Raw genomic sequence first — 22,275 nt, 5'->3', positions numbered from 1 at the left:
TCCAGATAGCCGCTGTCGTTCAGCCGCACGTCGGCGAGCGTCACTTGGTCAGTGATGTGCATTGTTCACCTATTGCAGCAGCTTGCGGTTGCGGCGAATATCGCTTTGAAATTGAGAGGCGATTCTGAATGTTTACGAACCGACAGCAGGCATGGCTATTTGGCAGCGCGATCGTCTTGGCAATCGCCATCTGGTTGGGCTGGGCTCTATTCGGCTTTAAATTGATCGGTCTGCTCGTCGCGCAGCAGGGAACTGTCGATAAGGCTGGGCAATGGGGCGACACCTTTGGAGGATTGAATGCCATTTTCGGCGCGGTGGGCACATGTTTAGTGTTAGCCACCCTTATGGCTCAACGCCAATCACTCCGCGAACAGCAGGTGGACTCACACAAAGAGCGGTTTGACACCACGTTCTTTGAGCTTCTCAAGCTTATGCGAGAGTTGAGCAAGGTTCAGCACGGGAACAGCAATAAGCTCGTAACCGCAGTTGCGCTCAACCAGATGAACAACATTGCTAACCACGCCCGCGAAATTTCGAATGATGCGGAGCTAAGTGCACGAGTGCTTGAGACCTATCAAGCGTTCGTGCACGAAGGTTTAGAATATCATCTGAGTCCGTATTTCCGCATCGTCTACACTATACTTCGGCGGATAAGAGACGACAAAGTTTTGTCCGAAACCGAAAAGGTCGACTACGCAAATTTACTGCGCAGCCAGCTAAACAGCGTTGAAGTTGCTCTGGCCGGCTACAACGGCCTGACGCCTCAATCGAACAATTTTCTTGATCTCTTGGTCCAGTTCAGAATGTTGAAGTACCTTCCCCAGAACATTCACCGGGATGTTTTGGTCCGCCTTTATTCTTCTGACGCGTTCGCTGCGCGTGCCGACGCCTCCTCCGCAGACTGATGGTCGTCATCCACTTCCGGCAGTGGCTCCGATTCCTTGGATTCGCACCTCAGCAGCATTGCCGGCCGAGGCTAGCTGTCATCTTCGTTGGCAGGATCGAGTCGAAGACCGGAGCACTATATGAAATCAATACTCGCCCTCGCCTGCATCGCGCTGCTTAGCGTCCCTCTTACCGGTTGTGGCAGGGAGCTGCCGAAAGATGGCAAGGACGGTCGGGACGGTGCTGCCGGTAAAGACGGCAAAGACGGGGCGCCGGGCAGAGACGGGACGGTCTTCAGGGTTGTCGAGAAAACTGGATCCGCCAACTGCGAAGCAGATGAAACTGTGGCAAGCGCGCTTTGCATTCCGATCGGGAGCAAAGGGCCATCCACTGTTCCGATCTTTCAGCCTCCGGCGACAGGAAGCGGCGCGATCGTTATCAGCTGTCCTAGAATGACCACGAGGCTCGTCTGTACGAAATAGGGGCAGCTGGATCGCCTCGGCCAAATTCACCCCAGAAACCCTCGGACGTTCATGCCCAAGAAGATTGCGACCGCTGACGATCTGATCTGGCACTTCCACGAGAAGCTCGTTGGAACCAATATGAGCTACGCCCGGATAGCCATCGTCCCCAAAGGAGGTCGTGGGGACTGGAGCGCACTGACGAATGCCAGGGAGTGCCGGCAATTTCCGAAGCTTACGAGTGCGGTAACGCGCATAGAAGCGAGCTACGGGATTACTACAGCTTGAAACACGACTGACTTCACGTCGGGCGACGCTAATACCGCCGGCTGCGGTCGTTTGCTGCTAGGGTTACTGCCAGAAGGCAGGGACCGATGGCAAAGAAGCCAATTTCCAAAGCCGACCTGGCGCAGCTTTTTCGCGAGCGCATGAACGAGCACCCGGAATGTCCGCCGGCAGTATCCGTCGAGATTCGAAAGGTAAGGACCTCCGAAGGTCCGGGCTGGAGCGCGGTGACGAGTCAAGCTGATAGCCTCGCCCACTTTACATGCGCTCGTTTCGTTGGAGCCCTCACCCTTGAGCTTCGGCAGAAGTACGAGCTGTTCGAAGACTGACATTTGGTATCGACGCTGAGTGAGCTTATTCCTCGGAACTAAGTTAGCAACTGCATGTTCTATGGTCTTACCGACCAAGGCGGCATTTTGACCAGTACGATCGAGTTTTACCGACAGAGCGCCCAAACGGGCGACGAACGGAGCCTCGTTAAAGCCCGCTACTGCCGATCGATCTTGAAGGTCGCCGCGATCAGCACCGATCGGGAAGCCCGCATTCTGCTTGACGGTTTGGCCACCGAGCAGGTCACCGCGAACACGTCTGCCTTGATGGCCGAAGCTGAACGGACAGCCCTCGCCGCCATCCGCGATCTGGCTGGATATCAACACGGGCGAAGCGTCCCCCAAAGCTCCAGCGAGTGGATGCGTGCCGCGCGAGCAATCCAGTCGTGGCTGAGCGTTGACGATCAATAGGTATCGTGCGCGCGTCATGCGGGGAAATTCTGTGTTGGCGCCGTTCTACGCTTTTCTTAGTACGCAGTACGCATTTTCTCCAGAGTGGAAAAAATCTCCGCCTGAGGTGAGAGCCGGTCCTGGCGATCACTCGCGTCCGGTGATCGCTCCTCAAGACAAAGGTCGGGTTGCTCTCGCGCAGTCGTTGCGCTTGGATGGCTGAGGGGGAAATCACATGTACCGAATGGTCATCGCCGCAATGTTGGCGCCTCTTGTCGTCGGCTGCGCGACGGTCGTGCGCGATACATCAGAGACGATCAACGTGATCACAGACCCACCTGGTGCAACTGCCCGCGCTGGCGGAACGGGCTCTCTGGCGACCTGCATAACGCCATGCGCCCTCTCAGTCCGGCGCAACGACGATGTCACCATCATTGTATCGAAGGACGGCTATGAAACCGAGGCGAAGCGATTGAGCTTCGCCTCGTCCGTCGCAGGCGCCGCCTCTGTTGGTGGCAACGTGATCGCCGGCGGGATCGTGGGCATCGGCGTCGACACCTATAACCTTGCCGGCTACCACCACGAGCCAAATCCGGTACACCTCACGCTTCAGCGCGCTCGCGGCCGATAGAAGGCTGCGATATAATCGCTCGCTTCACGGCCTGTGCCTTCTCACATATCGATTCCCTCGCGCTCATCTGAACGCCATCAACCGATGTTGTTGGCATTCGCGTAGTTGAAAGCGCCCGAACCTACGAGAATCCCGGAAGTCACATTGCCAACGCAGTTGTTGGCCGCAAGGATGAAGTTGCCACACGAGTTACCAACACGAATTCCATAGTACTGATGGCCAGCCGCACGGTTCCCGATTGAATTGCCAGTGATCGTGAAACCAGTTGCGCCATCAGCGACGCTGATACCTGCAAAACCTCCGCTATTACTGAGATTATTGTCGGAAATGATGTTGTCACTAACGATGATCTGGCGCTTCGGAGCGCCATCGTAGGCATTCCCAGCACCGATAACGATGCCATTGCCATAAGCGAGGTTGATATTACAGCCGATCAACTGAACGCCATCAGCATCACCTGCAATGGTCACACCATCAGCTGAGCCAGCGGAGTTCTGCCCATTGAAATGACATGCCGAGAAACGGATGTTCATGTAGGCGTGAGGAGCGTTGAATCCATTCACAATGACCGGTTGCTTAACGTTATCGACAAGACAATTAACAAAGTAGATGTCGTCGACGTTCTTAGAGCCCGTTCCTGCAACGTGGATACCTACATTCGGGCCGCCGATGCTGACATTTGCGAACTGAAGACCATCGGCGCAATCTATATATATGCCAGTTTGGAGCGTATGCGCAGCGCCCGCAGTGGAGATGATGACACAATTGGTGAAGTAAAGGTCGAAGTGGTGCTGCCCGACAATGGCGATTCCGTAGAAGCTATCGTTAACGACTCCATAGACACTGTCTTGAATATAACGGAAGTTATCGACTACTACGCGGGCCGACGTATCGCCGTCCACATATAGGCCGGTAGCGCCGTTCCATATATCTACATTGCGGATCGTAATGTCAGTCGCGAGGCCAAGATGGATACCGGCGCCATTTGTTGTATTTATGATACCGCTGGCATTATTGATGCGCAGGCCGGTGATGCTGCAAGGACCACTCGGATTATCTATGTTTAAGATATGCCCCGACGTGTACGTTGGCGCTCTTTGGAAAACGGCAGCGTATTGACCACGTCCATATAGTGACGCCGAGACACCGACCGTGCTTCCAAGATTAACAACAGAGCCAATCAAGTAGGTCCCGTCCGGAATGTAAAGAGGCTTCCCTGTTGAGCACGCCAAGTTAATCGCGGACGCGCTATCGGCAGCCGCGGTCGGATCGGCGCCAAACATGCAGATGTCCAACTGCTGCGACGCAAGAACCCACGTAACCGCACCGCCGTTGCTTGTAAAAGATCCTGGAGAAGTCGCGCCACGGACATAAAGAGCGCCGCCAATTCCCGCAGATGCATACCCGAGCGTCCGAACGAAATTCAATACCGCTGGGATTGTTGCGGCAATCGCCATCGCGCGAGTGTCGTACTGATGCACCTGGTTGCCGAGTGCCGACGCAGACGCTTGGGCTGAATCCGCAAAATCGCTGGCTGCACTGGCGTATCCGCTAGCATCATCACGAGCAGCCAGCACATCATATAGAACGCCGCTTGCATCCACAGGCAGAGACACGAGCAATTGCAGGTGGCCGCTTTGCCACATCATCAACACCGGTGATCCGGCGACTAAGGAATGAGCCGCGAGAGACGACCCTAGAACGTTAGTGATCGATATTGGCGCACCACCGTTCATCCCAGTAATGGTAACTGCGGCTGGCCCCGTGTTGTCAAACTCGGGAGTGAGCAAAAACAATTTTGATATCGGCTGTGAGGGCACTTGAGGGCTCGCGATCGCGACGATGGCGTCAGCCGTCCCTCCGGTGACCGAGAGCGTGATCAACTCATTCGGCAGATCGGCGACACGCAACCATGAGCCAGCGCCCGAGACCCCTTGCTTTTGATAGCTGCCATTCAGCGCTGGATTAGGGTCTGTGACGACCCAGGCCATGATGTTTGCAGCGTAAGCCAGATGAGAGTCTGCCTGGGATTTTGTCGTGAAGACGACGCCGCCACCTGCGCCACCAGCGAGGGCATCGTAAACGCCGAGGACGGCGCTCCTCGGGAATCGCTTGATCGACCGTTGGCCGCCTACTATTTCGTGCCCGAGAAATTCGCTGAGCTGCGTGCCAAGGGGAACGTTTGGCGTGCGGACGCCTTCAGTCATGATGCTGATCTCCTTGGATCAATTTGTAGTTTCCATGTTCATCGAGCCGATAAACACCAATCGAAACGAGATAGCTCAGGAGGTCGGTCACGGTTGAAAACTCCCTCCCATCGGAGCCGATGTCGCGAGCAATCCGCGCCTGATGGAGGTCAATTATCGCTGCTGTATCGGCCATGGCTTTCTCCTTGATCCGCGCCAGTACATCCGTGGTCACGCAAGATTAGTGTTACGGCTGCGCGATCCGGTATGGCATCGCAGTTTCGTCACAGGCTCTGGCTGCCGCTTCGCGAGGACCTCCGGAGTCCTGACCGCCTCGGCCTCTTGAAACTTTGCTCGCGGAAACAACATCGTCTGCCAACTACAGTCGGGTTTCCAGCGCTCTGACGCGTTCGCTCAATCCGCAAAGCGACTCCTGCACAGAACGCTCCACGAACTCGTTGATAACGGGTGCAAGCGCCCGACAAAGGCTAGCAACTGAGTGCGGAACGTCAGCTCTTCTCGACTTGCCAACTAAGCGTTCATCGTCGCTGGGAGACCCGACCGTTCGATTTTCAACCATTGGCTGCTCCTGTCTCAGCGGCTAATCATCCTCCGATAGCAGGATGCCTTGGCGATGAACGTCACGCGTGACGCGCAACAGGTCAGACCGCTCCAGCGCTCGAGCGAGCGCATTGGCTATCGCCTCCGCATCTTCTGCAGACCATTCCGGGAGGAACCCTGCATCCACTAGTTTGTCAGCGATGTCGCCCAGATTGATTGTCAGAGGGAGGACGCACTTTCCCAGCGCCTTCCTGGCCCGCCGGTTGCGCTGCCTTTCCGCGGCTGACCTAGCCAATGGCTTGACTGTCACTGGAGAGGGACCGGGCGCTTGCGAGGCTGTCGATCACAGACTCGGGACTGAAATGCGCGCTATGGACACGGCGTCTCTCTGAGGCGGTCATCAGACTGAACCGATCCAAGTAGGACGCCTGCGACTCAAATGTTGGGGGATTCTCTGGATTAATTGGTTCAATTTCGGGGGTTATCGATGCCTCTTCGTGGTCCTGCCAGTGTTTTGGAACGCCCAGATAAGTGACAGGCACGTATGCCAGGATATCGTGAAGCGCTGTTCCGACACCTCCGATGCGCAGCCGCGGCTCTGGCAGCATCCCATCCCAAAAGCAATTCTCGTATGTGCCCTGCGGAAGTCGCGGTGCGTCATACCGCCACCATAGCGACGGACGCGAACCTGGCCGGTCAAGTATCCAACGCTTCAACACGACGTCTCGGAATTGAGCCCAGAGTTCGGCCGGCGGTGGTCCCTTCAGAAACAAAGGCTGGTTCGCCTCCAATCCCCACCGCTCCCAGCTCGTACCGATGTCGTCTGTGAGAGCATCATTCAGGAAAGCCCACGCGGCTTCTGATACGGTACCTGCGCCGGCTCGTGGCCGTTTTCTCGGGGGGCTATTCATTATTCCAGATCCAAGTTTAATGACTTCATGCCGGCGAAGAACGCCGATCGGGCATCTCGCTCCGCAGCAAGCAACGGATGTGGTTTCAACTGCCCGAAACGATCCGTCACTGCCTCCCCATCCTTATCGATGGCCTCACGGCAGTGCCTTCCACGCTGATGCGCTTCAAGCGTCGTGCGAAGCAGAGCCAACGACGCCTCATCTTCGAACCGATGCGCCGCAGTCCAGTCTCGCCACATTCGACGCTCCGGCGTTTCGAGATGCTTTGGCGTGCTCGGCGCCTTTGCGCCTGGCTTCGGGGGCAAACCGCCGGTCGTCCTACTCACTGAGGCCACCAGAATTTTTCAAAGGAAAAGTGGTTTCGGTGCGTGTGAAGGGATAGCGCCGGTCTGTGCGCGAACGCTTCCAGACTTTCCGATGCCCCCCCGGGGATCCATAGACGCTCATGCCGCTGCTTCCTTTCGCCCTCTAAGGGACTTGAGACGCATCTCTGCGAGCGCAGTGCTATCAAGCTGCCCGCGCTGCTCCATCTCGATGAAGTTCTGAAGATCGCTGTCACTGAGAGATTGGAGAACGTCGTACCCGTCGGCGCCCAGCTTTGACGCTATCCGTGCTTCGACACGATCTCTCCGATTGTCGGACGCCGCCCCGCTCGCTACGGCGCTCCCTAACGGGCGCGCTTCGCGGGGCGTCTGCGTGGTGGTATCGACCCGAGATATAGAGGTAGTGATGGTTTTTGCCATTCCAGTAGTGATGGTTTCCGGCACTGGAGATTTGCCGTTTCGGTGACGATTATCGGCACCGGTAACTGGCATTTTCCGGCACTGGGATTTTGTTTTCTTGGCCGCCTTATCCTTTCTTGCTGCGTCAGCGATTTGCTCCGCTTCCTCGGTCGTGGTGATCCGACGCCATTCGTGGGTGCCATCTCCGGGCAAACCCTCAGCGTCTCGATAGGTCAGGCGGAACAGGTTGGGTGTGCGGTGCTCGGCGTTGCCTGCCCGGCCGTTGACGGTGACCACAAGGAAGCCAAGCGCTTCCGCTTCTCGAATCCCGGGCGCGATAGAATGGCGATGAATGCCGTACTCATGGAATTGATTGAACGTGACCGGAAGCTTGCCGTTGTCGTTACCGCCGTGGTGGGCATGTTCAATCTCGACCCGGTCAAGCACGCGACGGCATGACAGGCTGGCGACCCTCCACGCAGGAGACTCAACCATCTCCACCAAATGGGCGGAGAATTGGCCGCTAATCTTGTTGCGACGCCGCTTAGTCAAACGGCACCGCCCGGCGCGTCGAACACGACATGCCACATTGCCGCTCGGATCGCGGCTTCCATACTTTTCAGCTCACGCTGGACGATGTGATCGGGCACACCGCGGCGCGTTAGCGCGTTCGCCTGACACTGAAGCTGCCGGGCAATATGCCGCTCCGCCTTCTCAGGCTTAAGGCACAGGGCGTACTCGGCCTGCCTTTGAATCAGGTCCACACGGCGCGCCAATGGGAACGCCAACACCTCCGCCGTCATTTCGCACCGGCGCCGTCGATCATGGCGTGCAACGCGGCCTTGGGCACCCTGATCAGCTTGCCAATTCTGATCGTCGGCAGATCGCCCCGCTTCGCAGCGACATACGAAGCGTTCTTCGTGAGCCCGAGCAGCTTGCCGGCTTCGGGCACCTTGTAGACCAAGCAGCCCGCGTCTTCGTCTTTGGTTGTCATTCTGAGACCTTTGTTGACGCTGATTTGCGTCAATATCCTCAAAATGCCCGTTTGTTCTCCTTTGTCAATTTATTATGGCGTGATACAACGTCACTTAATGGGAATTATGGGTATAAGATTGGGGTCTTCGTGACAGAAGAAGAGAAAAAGCCTCGTGGCCGTCCACGAAAATACGCTGGAAAGCGGCCGACTTGGACAATTCGCTTGGAAACCGCGGTCGGCGACCGGGTCAGAAATCTCGCAGAGGCTAAGGGGCGATCTATTTCCGAGATATGCGAGATGCTCATTACCCGCATGCTTCAGGCCGACGAATTGATCGAGGGCTACGAGGACCTGATTCAAAAGCTTACAGCTCGGGCAAACGAGCAAGAAGCACGAGCGCAAGCAGCTGAGCGCGAACTCGCCGGTGCGAGGTCGCACCTCGCCCTGGTCGAAGCGGAGATCAGTAATCAATCCAATGAGATACTGGAAAAACGGGGGATGTCGTCTTTGCGTAAGATGGACCCTGCAGAGTTCGAGACCGTCTTCGAGGCCATGTTTCAGCGTTACCTTGCAGCGAAAAAGGGTTGAGCTATGGCCACAGTTCGAAAGCGCAAGCTGCCCTCCGGTCTAATCCGCTGGCAAGCTTCCTATGTGGACGGTGGCGGCAAGCGCCGTGCAAAACTCTTTGAGCGCAAATCCGATGGCGAAGCGTGGCTTGTCGAAGTTCAGCATGATGTGAAGCGCGGCCTGCACACGCCGGGCAGCGTGTCACCGACGGTGAAGGTCGCCGCTGCGCTATGGATTAAGCGCAGCAACGAGAAGGGTCTCGAGGCCACGACGGTTCGGCAATACGAAGAGCATGTGGATCTACATATCGTGCCGTTCATCGGCAGCAAGAAGCTCTCCGACCTCACTATGCCAGCCGTCAACGCGTTCGCAGATAAGCTTCGCGAAGCGGGTCGGTCTTCGGCGATGATACGCCGCGTGGTGGGGTCCCTCGGGGCGATATTCCGAGAAGCTCGTCGCCGAGGCCTTGCCGCAAACGACCCAACTGCCGGGCTCGACCTAAACCTGGCCGATCGCGAGGATCCCCGACCCGTCATCCCCACCAAACCGGAACTGCAACTGATCATAGCCGGCGCCGCTGGCCGCTGGCGACCGCTGATCCTGACCGCGATCTTCTGCGGCCTCCGAGGCAGCGAGCTGCGCGGCCTTCGTTGGATCGACGTCGATTTCGATGCGCGCAATATCAGCGTGGCGCAACGCGCGGACGCATTCCATGCCATCGGTCGGCTGAAGTCGAAGGCGGGTTACCGGTCCATCCCGGTTCCGTCGCTGGTGATCAATAGCTTGCGGGAGTGGAAGCTGCTCTGCCCGAAGGGCGATCTCGGCCTCGTGTTCCCGACCGGCAGCGGCAATGTCGAAAGTCACAGCAACATCGCCCAACGCGGGTTCGACCCTATTCAACTCGCTGCTGGCATCACGGTCCCCACGCCCGTGCTGAACGACGCCGGCCAGCCAATCATCAACAACGCTGGCGAAGCCGTCATGAGGGACGCTCCGCGCTATGGCATGCACAGCCTGCGGCACGCGTGCGCCTCGCTCTGGATCGAGAACGGCATGAACCCCAAGCGCATCCAAAAGCTCATGGGCCATTCGACGATCCAGATGACCTTCGACACCTATGGGCATCTGTTTGCCGATGCCGAGGCTGATCAGAAAGCCGCAGAGGATATTCAAGCGCGCTTGCTCGGCGCCTAGTTGCAACACCACTGCAACATCCAGCACCTAACTATCTGAAATTGTTCAGCGCATTACGGATTTCGATTCCGAGGGTCGGGCGTTCGAATCGCTCCGAGTGCACCATGACAGGTGCCCTTAAACACTTGTGTCCATTCGGCTTTTCCAGAGACTAGACGCTCGCTTCGCGCTTAACGCGCACCTCCACAACCGCCGCGTCTGAAACCCGTCGTTGCGGTTGCACCATTCAACCGAATAAGGCTGTGCGCCGCGGCGCTCTTTGAAAACAACATCTCGATGGCGTGCTGAACCGCAAAGCCTGCCGTCAGCGGCATTTACCAGCCGTTACCACCATCCAATTTAAAATCCCCGGCGCCAAGGAAGCGTCGATGACCCCTGAAAAACCAAATGCTGGCCGCGTCGCGTTCGAGCGCGGTTTCCCTGTCTGGCTCATGGCCATTGACGGCACATGGCGCCGCAGTTGCCGCATCATGGACGTGTCCGAGACGGGCGCACGCCTTATCGTCGAGAGTTCGATTGAGGGCATCAATCTCAAGGAATTCTTCCTGCTGCTGTCGTCCACAGGACTGGCGTTCCGTCGCTGCGAGCTGGCCTGGGTCAATGGCGAGGAGATCGGCGCGACATTCCTGCGACAGGGCGCCAAGAAGAAAGCCGCCCGGCCGGCCGACACCGAATCCTGATCTCCCTGCGACAATTCTGGAACCTGGTGCCCGACACGCGGCAGCCGACGCTGCTGCCCGGGTCTGCCCAACTTTGTGGCAGGAACATTCGCGCACTCGAACTCTTGTTGTCCCGTGAACAGTTGGGTGCGTTTATCCGTTTGAACCCGGGAGCCACCGTGAAGAATTTTTCCCATGCCGCGTTTCCGCCAGACACAATCTCAGTGATGAAACAAGCGCTGGACGGGGCTGTTTCAACGCTGCCGCATCCCGTCAACTCCGCTCACGTGCAATCCATCGCCGAAAGCATCCTGCGCACCACAAGCGAGGGTGAACGCGATCCCACGATGCTCCAGACCATGGCGCTGCTGGAATTGCGGATTACCCAGCGGGACTGACGGCCGACCGATCATCACGACCTCGTGGATAACGAAAGTCGGGCTTGCTGCAGTGCAACCAGATGCCATATTCGGCGTTATCGCCTCATCACGGAGGTTGCCGCATGCCCTACGCGCTGTTTTCAAATTCGGTCAAAGTCAGCAACGCCTTCCCCAACAAATCCGATGTCTGGCGGCATGCCGTCGAGAGTGGCTTGGTGACCGAGGTCGGCCTGGGCGAGGAAGATCCGCCGCGTCGTCTTCTCGATATCGGCTATGCGATCCACGCATGTGCTGCCGATCCAGTCGAGAAATCGGCCACTACAGGCATGAGCGAGCACGACATCAGCCAGATGATCGCCGCCTGTCAGCTCAATCAGCGGTGCGCAGCCGCCGCATCGTAAATTCGATGTCGCCGTCTGGCAGCTCGCGCCAGCGCTCAACTTCGCTCATGTAAGCTTGCTTCGGGAACCGATCCAGAAACGCCCGCGCCGTCTTGCGGGCATTTTCGCGTGGCTGTGTGAAGCTCTCGCGCACATAACCGTCATCGATGGCACGCCGCTGCTGGCGCGCGGCCATTCTCTCCGCCAGATCGCGCGGGGTTCCCGGCATTGCTGCTACTCCGGACACAAGCAACGTCTGATAGATTGTCACGGATGACCGGCAGATCAAGCGTCATGTTTCACGGCGCGACAAGTTTGCGCTCAGAAGAAAGGGCGCACCGATCACTCGGCGCGCCCCTTCCCTGTTCTCGCTGAACCAGGCGCCGAGACGCCCTTCCGAAGCTCAAAGAGTGAGCCTAGCGGGCGGCCTCAGCGAGGTGACAGCGCTTGGAATTAGACACTGGACCACCTCCTTTCATTGTTCGTGACAGCCTGAGTATAGGAAAGATTCGCGCCGTGTTAAGGGGCGCGATCCAGACGAGCCATGCAATCTCGCACAGGGCGCGCGAGCCAGCCGCCGTTGTGAAGGCTTGGCCATGCATGCATCATCTTTCTCTGCTGTTGCTCCGCGCATCACCTGAGCAAGCATTGGACAGCGGTAAAATCAATCAAGGACGGAAGCGACCATTGGGCTTGCCCCACCTTGTCCATTAGGTCTCTTCCCCGATGTCCAGCAATCTCGACGCCCGGCCGAAAGGCGTGATGACGCGTCGCGCTGCCATTATTTTTCAGATCGCAACGCTCGGCACTGTCGCCATGTTCGCCAGCGCACCGACACCACTCTACCGGATCTATCAGGACCACTGGCACCTCTCGCCGGTCATGGTCACGACGGTGTTCTCCGCCTATGCGCTCAGTCTGCTGGTTGCGCTGCTGACGGTCGGGGGATTGTCGGATTATATCGGTCGCCGGCCCGTGATGTTCTCGGCGCTGATCCTGAATGTCCTGGCGCTGCTGGTTTTCATTACGGCAGATTCCGTCGTGGCACTGATCACCGCCCGCACCATTCAGGGATTTGCAACCGGCATTGCCTTCGGCACCATCGGTGCTGCCATGCTCGATCTGAACCGCGCGCACGGATCGCTGATGAACAGCCTGACGCCCGTAACGGGCACGGGGATCGGCGCGTTGCTATCAGGCGTGCTCGTCAGCTACGCGCCAATGCCGACCCAACTGGTCTATCTGCTGCTCCTCGCAGCAACGCTCATACAAGCCATTCTGCTGTGGTGGATGCCGGAAACGGTTGCGCGTCGTCCCGGCGCATGGGCGTCGCTCCGACCGATCGTGACCGTACCGCCTCACGTGCGACAACCCTTGACCCTGGTCTCGCCGGGCAACGTTGCCGTCTGGGCGTTGGGCGGATTCTACTTGTCGCTGATGCCCTCGCTGCTCCGGCTCATCACCGGATCGAATTCGCCTCTCCTTGGTGGACTCGCCGTGACGGCGCTGACCTTGAGCGGTGCCGCCTCGATGCTGGTGGCGCGCAAATGGCCTGGCACCACCATTCTGATCCGCAGCATGGTGTGTCTTATTCTCGGCGTGGTGATCACGCTGGGCGGGGTCTACACACAGAGCATCCCGCAACTATTGGTCGGCACCGTCATTGCCGGTTTCGGCTTCGGCGCCGGATTCTTCGGTAGCATCCGGACCGTTGTGCCGCTTGTCCCCGCGCATGAACGCGCTGGATTGCTCTCCGTGATCTTCATCATCTGCTATCTCGCCTTCAGCCTGCCGACTATCGTCGCAGGCTTGGCGATCCCGACGCTCGGCCTGCCGCTCACGCTCGATATCTATGGCGCCGCGGTCATTGTCCTCGCGGCGATCTCGCTGATCGCCGCGCGCGCATCGGTCCGCCGGGCGTTGTGACCAGCTACGTCATGCTACCTGGCATGAAACAACGGATCACTGTGCCGGACGACCCCTGTATCGGCCACACCATGGTGCGACCGACGCGGTTCGGCACCGTGATGACAGCTTCGTCAGGTACGTCGAGCCACATCCCGTCGATCCGCACCTTGTAGTGTCCACTGTTGGATTCCCAATCCACATCGCTGACGGCGCTGCCGTCTGCATCGGAACAACACGGACCCTTGCCGCTGCGCAGACTATCGAACCAGGCTTTCAGATCGGGGCTGGTATTGGCGAATTGTCCGCGGTCGCGCGCAGCGACCGATTGCATTAGCGGCACTGATAACAGAACCGCAATACACAAGGTCGGCGCTCCCAGCTTCAGCCAGCCTGCACGACGCCGGACGCGTCGATCGTGAGAGATAGTAGTTGGCGAACACGGCGCGTCGGCGCCGGAAGTCATCCAGTCGCTCATTTGCTTGCTCCAGCCCCCGGCCGGCACAATGATGTTCAGGTTTGTCGCGGGCAAAGTACCCGCCTCTTCCGTAGTCACTCACGCAAAGCGCATCATACGACTATCGAAGAACGGCTGCGCTTCAACTTCGCGACAGACGCCCAATCAAACGATAGGCGATTCTCCATTAGCACCGGCAGGCTCTCTTCGCACTGCAGCGAATTTGTGGTGATAACTTCAATGGCAGAGGTATTTAAGAACGCCCTCGTTGCGAAGTGCCAGGGCGGCAAGCGAGCGCACCTGCGTCACTCGGTCTTTCGCTCATGCACTAACAGCGCCCGCGAATGCGTTGACGTTGGTATACGGTCTTTGCAATACTTCTGATTGCGCAACCAAGGGACGGGTTTGCGCCATCGGGCTATTATGAAGAATGGACTCTACTCGATCCATGTCGAGCTTCTCGACGGGCGTTCAGGCAAGGGCAGCGGTGTTGTAACCTTTCGCGAAGGCGAACTGCTCGGCGGCGACGCGTACCTGTTCTACGTCGGTACCTATGTTCTCAACAAGGAAGCCGGCACCTTCAAGGGCGAGGTTTCCGTCATGCAGCACACGCCCAGCCCTGACATGAGTCCACTGTTCGGTGGCCAGAGCCAACCGGTCGGCATCGGTCTGTCGGGTACTTTCACGGATACGTCGGCGACTATGAACGGCACAGCGCTCGTCGGCAAGCACAGCCAGATATTCCGCGCGACACTGCGCAAGCTTGCGGAATTTCAGCAGTAGCAGCGTCCGCTATTCCGCAGCCATCTCCAGCGGCGCGACGCGCGGCAGGATGATCTGGATGCGCGTTCCCTGCCCCGGATCGGACTGCAGATGCAGACGACCACCGAGGCGGCTGGTGACGATGCTGTAGACGATGTGCAGGCCCAGGCCTGTGCCCCCCTGATCCCGGCGCGTCGTGAAGAACGGGTCGAAAGCACGCCGCCGGACCTCAGGGCTCATGCCGACGCCGTTATCCGCGAAAAGAATTTCCACATGATCGTTGCCGGCTTCCTGCACCTTGATCTCGACCGAGCCACCATTGCCATCGGGAAATGCATGAGCGACGGAATTGAGGAACAGATTGGTCAGCACCTGACCATACGGGCCCGGATAGCTGTTCATCGTCAGTCCTGGCTTGCAGTCGACCGAAAGCGCCAGCTTCTGTTTTCGCAATCCCGGTTTCAAACTCATCACCACCTGCTCGGTGAGATCGGCGAGATCAAAGACGCGCTGGTCGGAATAATTGCGGTCAGCGGAAACCTGCTTGAACGACTGGATCAACTCAGCCGCGCGATTGAGATTAGCAACCAATTGTGCCGCCGCGTCGCGGTTGGACTCGATGAACTCAGTCAGGGTCGAGCGGCGCAGCTCGCCGCGCGCGACCTCCTCGCCGAACAGCGCAATCTTGCGTTCCAGCGATGACGCCACGGTCAGGCTGATGCCCACGGGATTGTTGACCTCATGGGCCACGCCGGCAACCAGCCGGCCAAGCGCCGCGAGCTTCTCCGCCTCGATCAGCGAATTCTGCGTCTCACGCAGATTGCGTAGCGCCGTTTCGGCGGCGTCCTTGGCCTTGAGCATCTCCTGCTCGCTGCGCTTGCGCTGGCCGATATCGAGCGCCACGGTCACGATGTTCTGGATATCACCATCGGTCGTCAGCAAAGGCAGCTTGTTGACCAGCCACTGCCGCATCACACCGGCAGCGTCCTTGTACTCTTCCTCGTAGAAACCGAGGCCCTTCCTGGTCGCCAGCACCATCTTGTCAGGCGAGTCGGTCTTTGACGCGCCAAAGCGCATCATCAACTCGCCAGTGGTTTTCCCAATCGCCTCACCGGGCTCGATGCCGAAAATCCCCGCCATATACCGGTTCATCAAGACGTATCGCAGATCGGTGTCTTTTACGTTGATGACGGCAGGAACGGTATCGATGACCTGCTGCAGCAACCTGCGACCTTCCCTGATCGCGGCTTCGGCATGCTTCTGGTTGGTGATGTCGCGGACTGTTCCCTCATAGCGCACAACCTCGCCATTCTCGTCGCGGACCGCCGTGGCGCTGTCGGACAGCCAGAGGACCGTGTCGTGCCGTTGACGGACCTGATACTCGAATTCGCGCACCATTCCGTCGCTTGCCATGCGCTGCTGATACTCGGCGCGCGCCGCCGGATCGACATAGATGTTGCGCGAGATATCCAGCGTGGCGCGGATCAGGTCTTCCGGTGAATCATACCCCATCATCCGCGCCAGTGCCGGATTGGCATTGAGCAGCGCACCTGCCGGCGTCGTCACATAGATGCCGTCGACGGATCCTTCAAACAGCTTGCGATAACTCTCTTCCGCCAGCCTCTGCTCGGCCAACGCATGCAAGGCCGCCTCGCGCGCGGCATCGGCATCGACCAGCGTCTTGCGGAACACCTCCGCGGCGCGCGCGATGTCACCGATTTCATTCTCCAGATCCATGGCTGGGATCGGCGTGTGCTTGGCGCCACCAGCTAGCGCACGGATCGACTTGGCAATCGCCTTCAGCGGCTTCACGATCCGCCGCACCACGAACAGTGCCGCCAACAGCCCGACCAGAACGCCCGCCGTGCCAAGGATGATGCTTTGCCATCTTGCCTCGGTCAGCGTGCGCGCGAACTCGCGCGACAGCACCCGGCCACGACGGGCGCTAAGCTCCCGCAACAATTCGGTCACCCGGCCGATCAATCGGCCTTCGGCGCCAAGCACATCCCTGTCGAGATCGGCGATCTCGCTCTCGGTTTCCGAGATCGAAATGATTGCATCGGTGTAGGCATCGGCCGCCGCACGAAGTGCGGGCGTGCTGATCGGCAGCGCACGCATGCGCTGTGCGGCCTGCTCGGCTCCGATCGGATCGCGTGCCAGCAAAGCCGCCGCGATCTCGTTCTGCGCCCGGAACATGGCCTTGGCGGCATTTGAATTCGTCACATCCGGAACGGCGTTCTCGAATTGCTCGCGGAGCGGCGGGAGCGTCGCCAGCATAGCGGAGCGACGTGCAATCAGCGATGAGACGCGCTCAATCCCTTCGCGGTACTTGGTCAACCGCGCGTCGACACCGTCGATCATGTCGCGCTGCTCGGGCGCAAGCTCGATCCGGGTCTTCTTCAGGAGATCGCCCAGCGCCGTGGCAGCCTGCGAGACCTTTTCCGGCTGTGCGTCGGGATCGGTGACGAAATCGCGTGCTGCCAGCCGCAGGCTGATCAGGCGGCGGTCGATGTTTTCGGCCAGATCGCCGACGCTCTGCAGCCGCTCAAGCTCGGCGAAGGTATTGTCAATATGACGGATCGCAACCACGCTGGCGATGCTGGTGATGAGGATCACCGTCAACACCAGCAGGAACCCGCTGAAAGTCAGCTGGCCGATCGAGAGCGAGGACGATCGGACCCGCTGAAGGAATGCCGTAATGGCAGAGGACATGGTTGTGGGACCGGACTTCAGAGCGTCCCAATATATCCCGACTTCAGCCGCCGGGGGAACATGCTGGACGGCCCGATCGGGCCGAACCGTCCAGCATGGTGTTTATTTCGGCCGTATCGCGTCGGCCGTGCCCTGGATGAAGGCCTGGATCTTGACCACATCCGCTTCGGTGAGCTTGCCGGTAAAATCCGGCATCCCCTTGTCCTTGAACGGCCCGTTGAACACGATGTCCTTCAGGTTGGTGATGGTCTCGGTGGAGACATAGCCCAGGTTGGGCACATTGCCGCCCTTGTCCACGCCCGGCACACCGTGGCAGGTCGCACAGGCATTAACGTAGATCGAAGTCCCCTCCGGCACGTGAGCGGGATCGTACTTGACCCCGGTCAGCAGATTGCCGATCTGGTACTTGGTGAAGGCCGGCAACGGCGCCTTGCCGCCAATGGCGAAGGTGTAGACCGTGCCGGGCGCCTCGCGATCGGTGGCGCGCTGGGTGATGCCGAATACGCCGCCCCATCCAACCGCCACCGAGACGTATTGCACGCCATCGACCACATAGGTCGCAGGCGCCGCCACCACGCCGGTGCCGACGGGCGTCTCCCAGAGTTTCTCGCCTGTTTTGGCGTTATAGGCGATGAAGCGGCCATCGGCGGAGCCCTGGAACACGAGATTGCCGGCCGTCGTGAGCGTGCCGCCATTCCAGGGTGCGATATACTCAGCGCGCCAGGCTTCCTTCTGCTTCACCGGATCCCAGGCGATGAGACGCCCGAACGGCAGATTCTTCGGTGGCGCCGCATTGAGCGAGAAGCCGACATTCCAGCCGGTGGTGCCGCCGAATTTGTTCTCCGCCGGCGCATTCTGCACTAGCGCCTTCTCGCCCGTGAGGTTCAAAGGCACACCCTGCGCCGGCAGATAGACCAGCCCGGTTTGCGGATTGAACGACATCGGATGCCAGTTATGGGCACCGAACGGTCCGGGAATGCTGTCGAAGGATTTGTCCGGCGAGCGGGCTTCCGGCACCTCGATCGGACGACCACTGGCGTCGTAGCCGGTAGCCCAGTTCACATCGACAAAGTTCTTGGCCGAGATGAACTTGCCGTTGGTACGATCGATGACGAAGAAGAAGCCATTCTTGGGCGCGTGCAGCACCACCTTGCGCGGTGTGCCGTCGATGGTGAGATCGGCCAGGATCATCGGCTGCGTCGAGGTATAGTCCCAGTTGTCGCCGGGCGTTTCCTGATAGTGCCAGAGATATTTCCCGGTATCGGCATTCAGCGCGACGATCGAGCCGAGATAGAGATTATCGCCGCCTCCCGGACTGCGCAGATTGCGATTCCACGGCGAGCCGTTGCCGGTGCCGATATAGACCATGTTCAGGTCGGGATCGAAGGTGATCGTATCCCAGGCCGAGCCGCCGCCGCCATTGACCCAGTATTTGCCAGCCGGATCCCAGGTCTTCGCCGCGGCAGCCATCGAGTCGTCCTCGAACGGCTTGGCCGGATCGCCGGGCACCGTGAACCAGCGCCATGCCTGATTGCCGGTCTCAGCGTCATAGGCCGTAACGTAACCGCGCACGCCATATTCGGCGCCACCATTGCCGATGACGACCTTGCCGTTGAACACGCGCGGCGCGCCGGTGATCGTATAGGACATCTTGCGGTCGATGACCGTGTCCTTCTCCCAGACCTTCGTGCCGGTCGCGGCATCCAGTGCGACCAGCCGACCGTCATAAGCCCCCACGAACACCTTGCCCTTGTAGAGCGCGACGCCGCGATTCACGACATCGCAGCAGCCACGATAGCCCTTCTCGCGATCTACGCCGGGATCGAAGGTCCATAGCCGCTTGCCGGTCCGGGTATCGACGGCATGCACCACGCTCCATGGCGCCGACACATACATGATGCCGTCCACCACCAGCGGCGTCGCTTCAACGCCACGGATGGATTCCAGATTATAGGTCCACATCAGGCCGATATCTTTGACGTTCTCGGCCGTGATCTGATTGAGCTTGCTGAAGCGCGTCTCGGCATAATCGAGGCCGTAAGTCGGCCAATCCTTGGACGTCGCCGTATTGGCCGTGATCGCTGCACTATCGATTGCCGATGTAACCGCCTTTATGTGATCCGGTGTGCCCTTGGTCTGTGCGTTGGCGGCACCGCCCAACAACGTCGCGCCGAGCGCTACTGCGATGGATGTTCGGAGCCAACGGTGCAGTATTCTATGTGAGTTGAGTGTCCCGTTGAAAAATGGACGCAAGGGCGCGCCCCGACGAGCAAGCTGTCTCATGCATTTCACTCCCAATGGCCTCTGGCGGGCCTGTCGCGATGTTACGCGCAGGAGTTGAATCGTCAACAGATGAGAACAGTTCCAGATTTTTCTCTGACGCGTTTTGCATCGCAAAGATCGCGGAGATCTTTTGAACCATCTGGTGAGATATAAGCGATCAACCGCGCTTGCCCGCCCCTCACCCATCGTTATGATCGCTCGACAGAGATGCGCACAGCATCCGCAGTATCGAGGGGAAAGGCCATGAACATCACGCAGGGCCTGCGCCGTGCGCTGCAAACCAGCCCGCAGACAATAGCTACTATCGACGGTGATCGCCGCCGGACATGGCGCGAGGTTGGAGACCGCGTCGCGCGGCTCGCCGGTGCGCTGCAAAAGCTTGGCGTCAAGCATGGCGACCGCGTGGCGGTGCTGATGCTGAACTCTGACCGCTATCTCGAACTCTATCTGGGTATCGCTTGGGCCGGCGCTGTGATCGTGCCGACCAATGTGCGCTGGAGTCAGGCCGAAATTCTCGACTCCCTGCTCGACTGCCGTGCCACGGCGCTCGTCGTCGACAGCGCCTTCGCCGCCATGGGCGTCGAACTCGCTAAGGCCATGCCGCTCACGCTGGTCTATGCGGACGACGAAAAAGGTCCCGCGGAAGCGCACAACTACGATGAGCTGGTCCAATCGACAGAGCCCGTGCTGGATGCGATGCGGACACGCGAGGATCTGGCGGGTATCTTTTACACTGGCGGCACCACAGGCCGTTCCAAAGGCGTGATGCTGAGCCACGGCAATATCATGAGCAACTCGCTGCACATGATGAGCGAAGGCCTGCTGCCCTATGGCTCGGTCTATCTCAACGCCGCACCGATGTTTCACGTCGCCAATGGCGGCGTGATGTTCACCTCGCTGGCCTCTGGCGGCACCAATGTCATCGTCCGGATGTTCAATCCGGAGTTGGTAATGCAGACCATCGCCCGCGAGAAAGTATCGGCGACGTTGATCGTCCCGACCATGATCCAGATGCTGGTCGATCACCCCGCTTTCGCGACCGCCGATCTGTCATCGCTGAAAATCATGATGTATGGCGCCTCGCCGATCAACGACGCGCTGCTGAAGCGTGCGATGGCGGGCATGCCGGGCACCGAATTCCATCAGCTCTACGGCATGACCGAACTGTCGCCGCTGGCGACGCACCTGCCGTGGGATCAACATTTCGGCGAGGAAGCCACCGCCAAGAACCGTCAACGCGCCTGTGGCCGCGCGGCGATCGGCTGCGAGGCGCGTATCGTCGACGCCAATCGCAAGCCTGTGCCGAATGGTGAAGTCGGCGAGGTCGCGGTCCGCGGCCAGAACGTCATGATGGGCTATTGGGAGCGACTGGAGGAAACCGCCAAGGCCGTGATCGATGGCTGGATGCATACAGGCGACGGCGGCTACATGGACGATGAAGGCTACATCTATCTCGTCGACCGGATGAAGGACATGATCATCTCAGGCGGCGAGAACGTCTACTCCACCGAGGTCGAGAATGTCGTCGCACAACACCCGGCCGTGGCGCAATGCGCCGTGATCGGCATTCCCGATTCGCAATGGGGCGAGACCGTACACGCCTTCGTCATTCCGAAACCCGGTGCGAGTGTCAATGCCGGCGAGATCATCGCTTTCTGCAAGGAGAAGATCGCCGGCTACAAGTGCCCACGCAGCGTGGACGTCCGCAGCGAGCCCTTCCCGCTGTCGGGTGCCGGCAAGGTGCTGAAGCGCGAGTTGCGGCGGCCATTCTGGGAGAATGCCGCAGCGGCGCCGCAAGCCAGGGCGGGATAGGCCCGAACTCTACGGCGCACCGGTGAGCTCGAACACCTCGCCGTCATAGCCGGCCTCGATCGGAATCCGCAACTGGCGCTTGTCGCCATCGCGCGTGACGATGGGTGTGACGCTGACGATCGTACTGCGGCTCGCGTCGTCAAGTGCCCCCGCGACGCTGGGCTGCTTGCCGAGCTTGATCAGATTCCGCGTGGTCGGGAACGGCAGCGTGAAACGGCCCGATGCGCCGCCTTCCAGCGCTTCGCGTGGCGACAGCCAGATCGAATCCGTGGACTCTTTGCCGTCATGCATACCGACCTGTTCAGGCGGCGCCTCGGCGAGAAAGAACCAGGTGTCGAATCGCTTCTTCATGCCCTCCGGTGTGATCCAGTGCGCATAGGGCACGAGCAGATCGAGCGCGAGCCCCAGATCGTTCTCGGCAATGATATCGGCGAATTTGACCTTGCCCTCATTCAACGCATCGCGATGCTGATCGGCGATGGTGCTCGCCTTCGTCGCAGCGATCAGGTCGTTAGAGCCGCGCGGTCGCGCCAGCAGGATGCGGCTTTCCTCGAACGTCTCGCGGATCGCGGCGATCTTGAATGCCAGCATGTCGGGATCGAGGCCGTCACCGCCGCTATATAGGTTCGGCTGCGTACCGATCTCGCGATCTCCGGCATCGACGCTGCCGCCGGGAAACACCAGTGCGCCCGATGCGAATTCGATCTGATAGTGCCGCACCATCATGAAGACGTCGATGGCGTCGGTTGCACCCTTGCGCAGCAGGAGGATGGTGGAAGCAGGACGCACAACGCCGGGCTCGCTTGGCATTCAGTTTCTCCCTGATC

The 22,275-nt window shown here is 59.3% G+C and carries 23 protein-coding genes; 12 read left to right on the top strand and 11 right to left on the bottom strand.

Going from position 1 to position 22,275, the window contains the following annotated elements:
- The first annotated feature begins 128 nt into the window (after positions 1-128).
- The 4 genes from AB7828_RS03375 to AB7828_RS03360 all read left to right on the top strand — a co-directional run bounded on the left by AB7828_RS03375 (position 129) and on the right by AB7828_RS03360 (position 2,981).
- Positions 129-905, top strand: coding sequence for a putative phage abortive infection protein (locus tag AB7828_RS03375; RefSeq protein ID WP_441229386.1), 777 nt, complete (start codon positions 129-131; stop codon positions 903-905).
- Between the two features lie 815 nt (positions 906-1,720).
- On the top strand, positions 1,721-1,960 hold the full coding sequence (locus AB7828_RS03370) for a hypothetical protein (RefSeq protein ID WP_441229385.1): 240 nt from the start codon (positions 1,721-1,723) through the stop codon (positions 1,958-1,960).
- Between the two features lie 54 nt (positions 1,961-2,014).
- Positions 2,015-2,371, top strand: coding sequence for a hypothetical protein (locus AB7828_RS03365; RefSeq protein ID WP_441229384.1), 357 nt, complete (start codon positions 2,015-2,017; stop codon positions 2,369-2,371).
- A 214-nt stretch (positions 2,372-2,585) separates the two neighbouring features.
- Positions 2,586-2,981 (top strand): translation initiation factor 2, encoded by a 396-nt coding sequence (locus AB7828_RS03360; protein WP_441229383.1) that lies wholly within the window; start codon positions 2,586-2,588, stop codon positions 2,979-2,981.
- A gap of 77 nt (positions 2,982-3,058) precedes the next feature.
- Here the strand turns inward: AB7828_RS03360 and AB7828_RS03355 are convergent, their stop codons facing one another.
- The 6 genes from AB7828_RS03355 to AB7828_RS03330 all read right to left on the bottom strand — a co-directional run bounded on the left by AB7828_RS03355 (position 3,059) and on the right by AB7828_RS03330 (position 8,355).
- Positions 3,059-5,188, bottom strand: a complete 2,130-nt coding sequence (locus AB7828_RS03355) for a hypothetical protein (protein ID WP_441229382.1) — start codon at positions 5,186-5,188, stop codon at positions 3,059-3,061.
- Positions 5,181-5,363, bottom strand: a complete 183-nt coding sequence (locus tag AB7828_RS03350; RefSeq protein WP_441229381.1) for a hypothetical protein — start codon at positions 5,361-5,363, stop codon at positions 5,181-5,183. The genes AB7828_RS03355 and AB7828_RS03350 overlap by 8 nt, the downstream gene beginning before the upstream one ends.
- Positions 5,364-6,638: 1,275 nt before the next feature.
- Positions 6,639-6,878, bottom strand: coding sequence for a hypothetical protein (locus AB7828_RS03345; protein WP_441229380.1), 240 nt, complete (start codon positions 6,876-6,878; stop codon positions 6,639-6,641).
- 204 nt (positions 6,879-7,082) lie between these two features.
- A complete protein-coding gene (locus AB7828_RS03340) occupies positions 7,083-7,808 on the bottom strand; it encodes a hypothetical protein (RefSeq protein ID WP_441229379.1) in 726 nt (241 codons plus the stop codon).
- A 101-nt stretch (positions 7,809-7,909) separates the two neighbouring features.
- Positions 7,910-8,164 (bottom strand): DUF6074 family protein, encoded by a 255-nt coding sequence (locus AB7828_RS03335; protein ID WP_441229378.1) that lies wholly within the window; start codon positions 8,162-8,164, stop codon positions 7,910-7,912.
- A complete protein-coding gene (locus tag AB7828_RS03330; protein WP_441229377.1) occupies positions 8,161-8,355 on the bottom strand; it encodes a helix-turn-helix domain-containing protein in 195 nt (64 codons plus the stop codon). Before AB7828_RS03330 ends, AB7828_RS03335 begins: the two co-directional genes overlap by 4 nt.
- 204 nt (positions 8,356-8,559) lie before the next feature.
- Here AB7828_RS03330 and AB7828_RS03325 point away from each other — a divergent pair, with 204 nt between their 5' ends.
- From AB7828_RS03325 to AB7828_RS03305, 5 genes are all read left to right on the top strand, one after another.
- Positions 8,560-8,925: a hypothetical protein gene (locus AB7828_RS03325; RefSeq protein WP_441229376.1), complete on the top strand. Its 366-nt coding sequence runs from the start codon at positions 8,560-8,562 to the stop codon at positions 8,923-8,925.
- A 3-nt stretch (positions 8,926-8,928) separates the two neighbouring features.
- The gene (locus tag AB7828_RS03320) at positions 8,929-10,098 is read left to right on the top strand and encodes a tyrosine-type recombinase/integrase (protein ID WP_441229375.1); all 1,170 of its coding nucleotides are present in this window, start codon (positions 8,929-8,931) and stop codon (positions 10,096-10,098) included.
- 368 nt (positions 10,099-10,466) lie between these two features.
- Positions 10,467-10,778, top strand: coding sequence for a pilus assembly protein PilZ (locus AB7828_RS03315; protein WP_089267262.1), 312 nt, complete (start codon positions 10,467-10,469; stop codon positions 10,776-10,778).
- 158 nt (positions 10,779-10,936) lie between these two features.
- The gene (locus AB7828_RS03310; protein ID WP_093759133.1) at positions 10,937-11,155 is read left to right on the top strand and encodes a hypothetical protein; all 219 of its coding nucleotides are present in this window, start codon (positions 10,937-10,939) and stop codon (positions 11,153-11,155) included.
- A 104-nt stretch (positions 11,156-11,259) separates the two neighbouring features.
- The gene (locus AB7828_RS03305) at positions 11,260-11,538 is read left to right on the top strand and encodes a hypothetical protein (protein WP_441229374.1); all 279 of its coding nucleotides are present in this window, start codon (positions 11,260-11,262) and stop codon (positions 11,536-11,538) included.
- Here the strand turns inward: AB7828_RS03305 and AB7828_RS03300 are convergent.
- Positions 11,507-11,746: a hypothetical protein gene (locus AB7828_RS03300; RefSeq protein ID WP_093758827.1), complete on the bottom strand. Its 240-nt coding sequence runs from the start codon at positions 11,744-11,746 to the stop codon at positions 11,507-11,509. The two genes, AB7828_RS03305 and AB7828_RS03300, sit on opposite strands and share 32 nt — an antisense overlap.
- 497 nt (positions 11,747-12,243) lie before the next feature.
- Here AB7828_RS03300 and AB7828_RS03295 point away from each other — a divergent pair, with 497 nt between their 5' ends.
- Positions 12,244-13,443 (top strand): MFS transporter, encoded by a 1,200-nt coding sequence (locus AB7828_RS03295; protein WP_441229373.1) that lies wholly within the window; start codon positions 12,244-12,246, stop codon positions 13,441-13,443.
- 4 nt (positions 13,444-13,447) lie between these two features.
- Here the strand turns inward: AB7828_RS03295 and AB7828_RS03290 are convergent, their stop codons facing one another.
- Positions 13,448-13,900 carry a hypothetical protein gene (locus AB7828_RS03290; RefSeq protein ID WP_089267260.1) on the bottom strand — a complete coding sequence of 151 codons (453 nt, stop codon included), beginning with the start codon at positions 13,898-13,900 and terminating at the stop codon, positions 13,448-13,450.
- Between the two features lie 402 nt (positions 13,901-14,302).
- Between AB7828_RS03290 and AB7828_RS03285 the strand changes: the two genes are divergently transcribed.
- A complete protein-coding gene (locus AB7828_RS03285; protein WP_089267259.1) occupies positions 14,303-14,662 on the top strand; it encodes a GrlR family regulatory protein in 360 nt (119 codons plus the stop codon).
- 9 nt (positions 14,663-14,671) lie between these two features.
- Here AB7828_RS03285 and AB7828_RS03280 read toward each other — a convergent pair whose 3' ends face one another.
- Positions 14,672-17,353, bottom strand: coding sequence for a PAS domain S-box protein (locus AB7828_RS03280; protein ID WP_441229372.1), 2,682 nt, complete (start codon positions 17,351-17,353; stop codon positions 14,672-14,674).
- A gap of 102 nt (positions 17,354-17,455) precedes the next feature.
- Positions 17,456-19,516, bottom strand: coding sequence for a PQQ-dependent dehydrogenase, methanol/ethanol family (locus AB7828_RS03275; RefSeq protein WP_441229371.1), 2,061 nt, complete (start codon positions 19,514-19,516; stop codon positions 17,456-17,458).
- Between the two features lie 363 nt (positions 19,517-19,879).
- Here AB7828_RS03275 and AB7828_RS03270 point away from each other — a divergent pair, with 363 nt between their 5' ends.
- Complete coding sequence (locus tag AB7828_RS03270) at positions 19,880-21,448, top strand: long-chain-fatty-acid--CoA ligase (RefSeq protein ID WP_439063673.1); 1,569 nt, start codon at positions 19,880-19,882, stop codon at positions 21,446-21,448.
- A gap of 9 nt (positions 21,449-21,457) precedes the next feature.
- On the opposite strand, the gene AB7828_RS03265 is transcribed toward AB7828_RS03270, so the two are convergent.
- Positions 21,458-22,258 carry an NUDIX hydrolase gene (locus AB7828_RS03265; protein WP_439063672.1) on the bottom strand — a complete coding sequence of 267 codons (801 nt, stop codon included), beginning with the start codon at positions 22,256-22,258 and terminating at the stop codon, positions 21,458-21,460.
- Positions 22,259-22,275: the final 17 nt, after the last annotated feature.

The organism is Tardiphaga sp. 215_C5_N2_1 (genome assembly GCF_052076055.1).
GTDB lineage: Bacteria > Pseudomonadota > Alphaproteobacteria > Rhizobiales > Xanthobacteraceae > Tardiphaga > Tardiphaga robiniae.
Note: the sequence above shows the minus strand (reverse complement) of the source record. Positions and strands in the feature narration are given on the sequence as shown.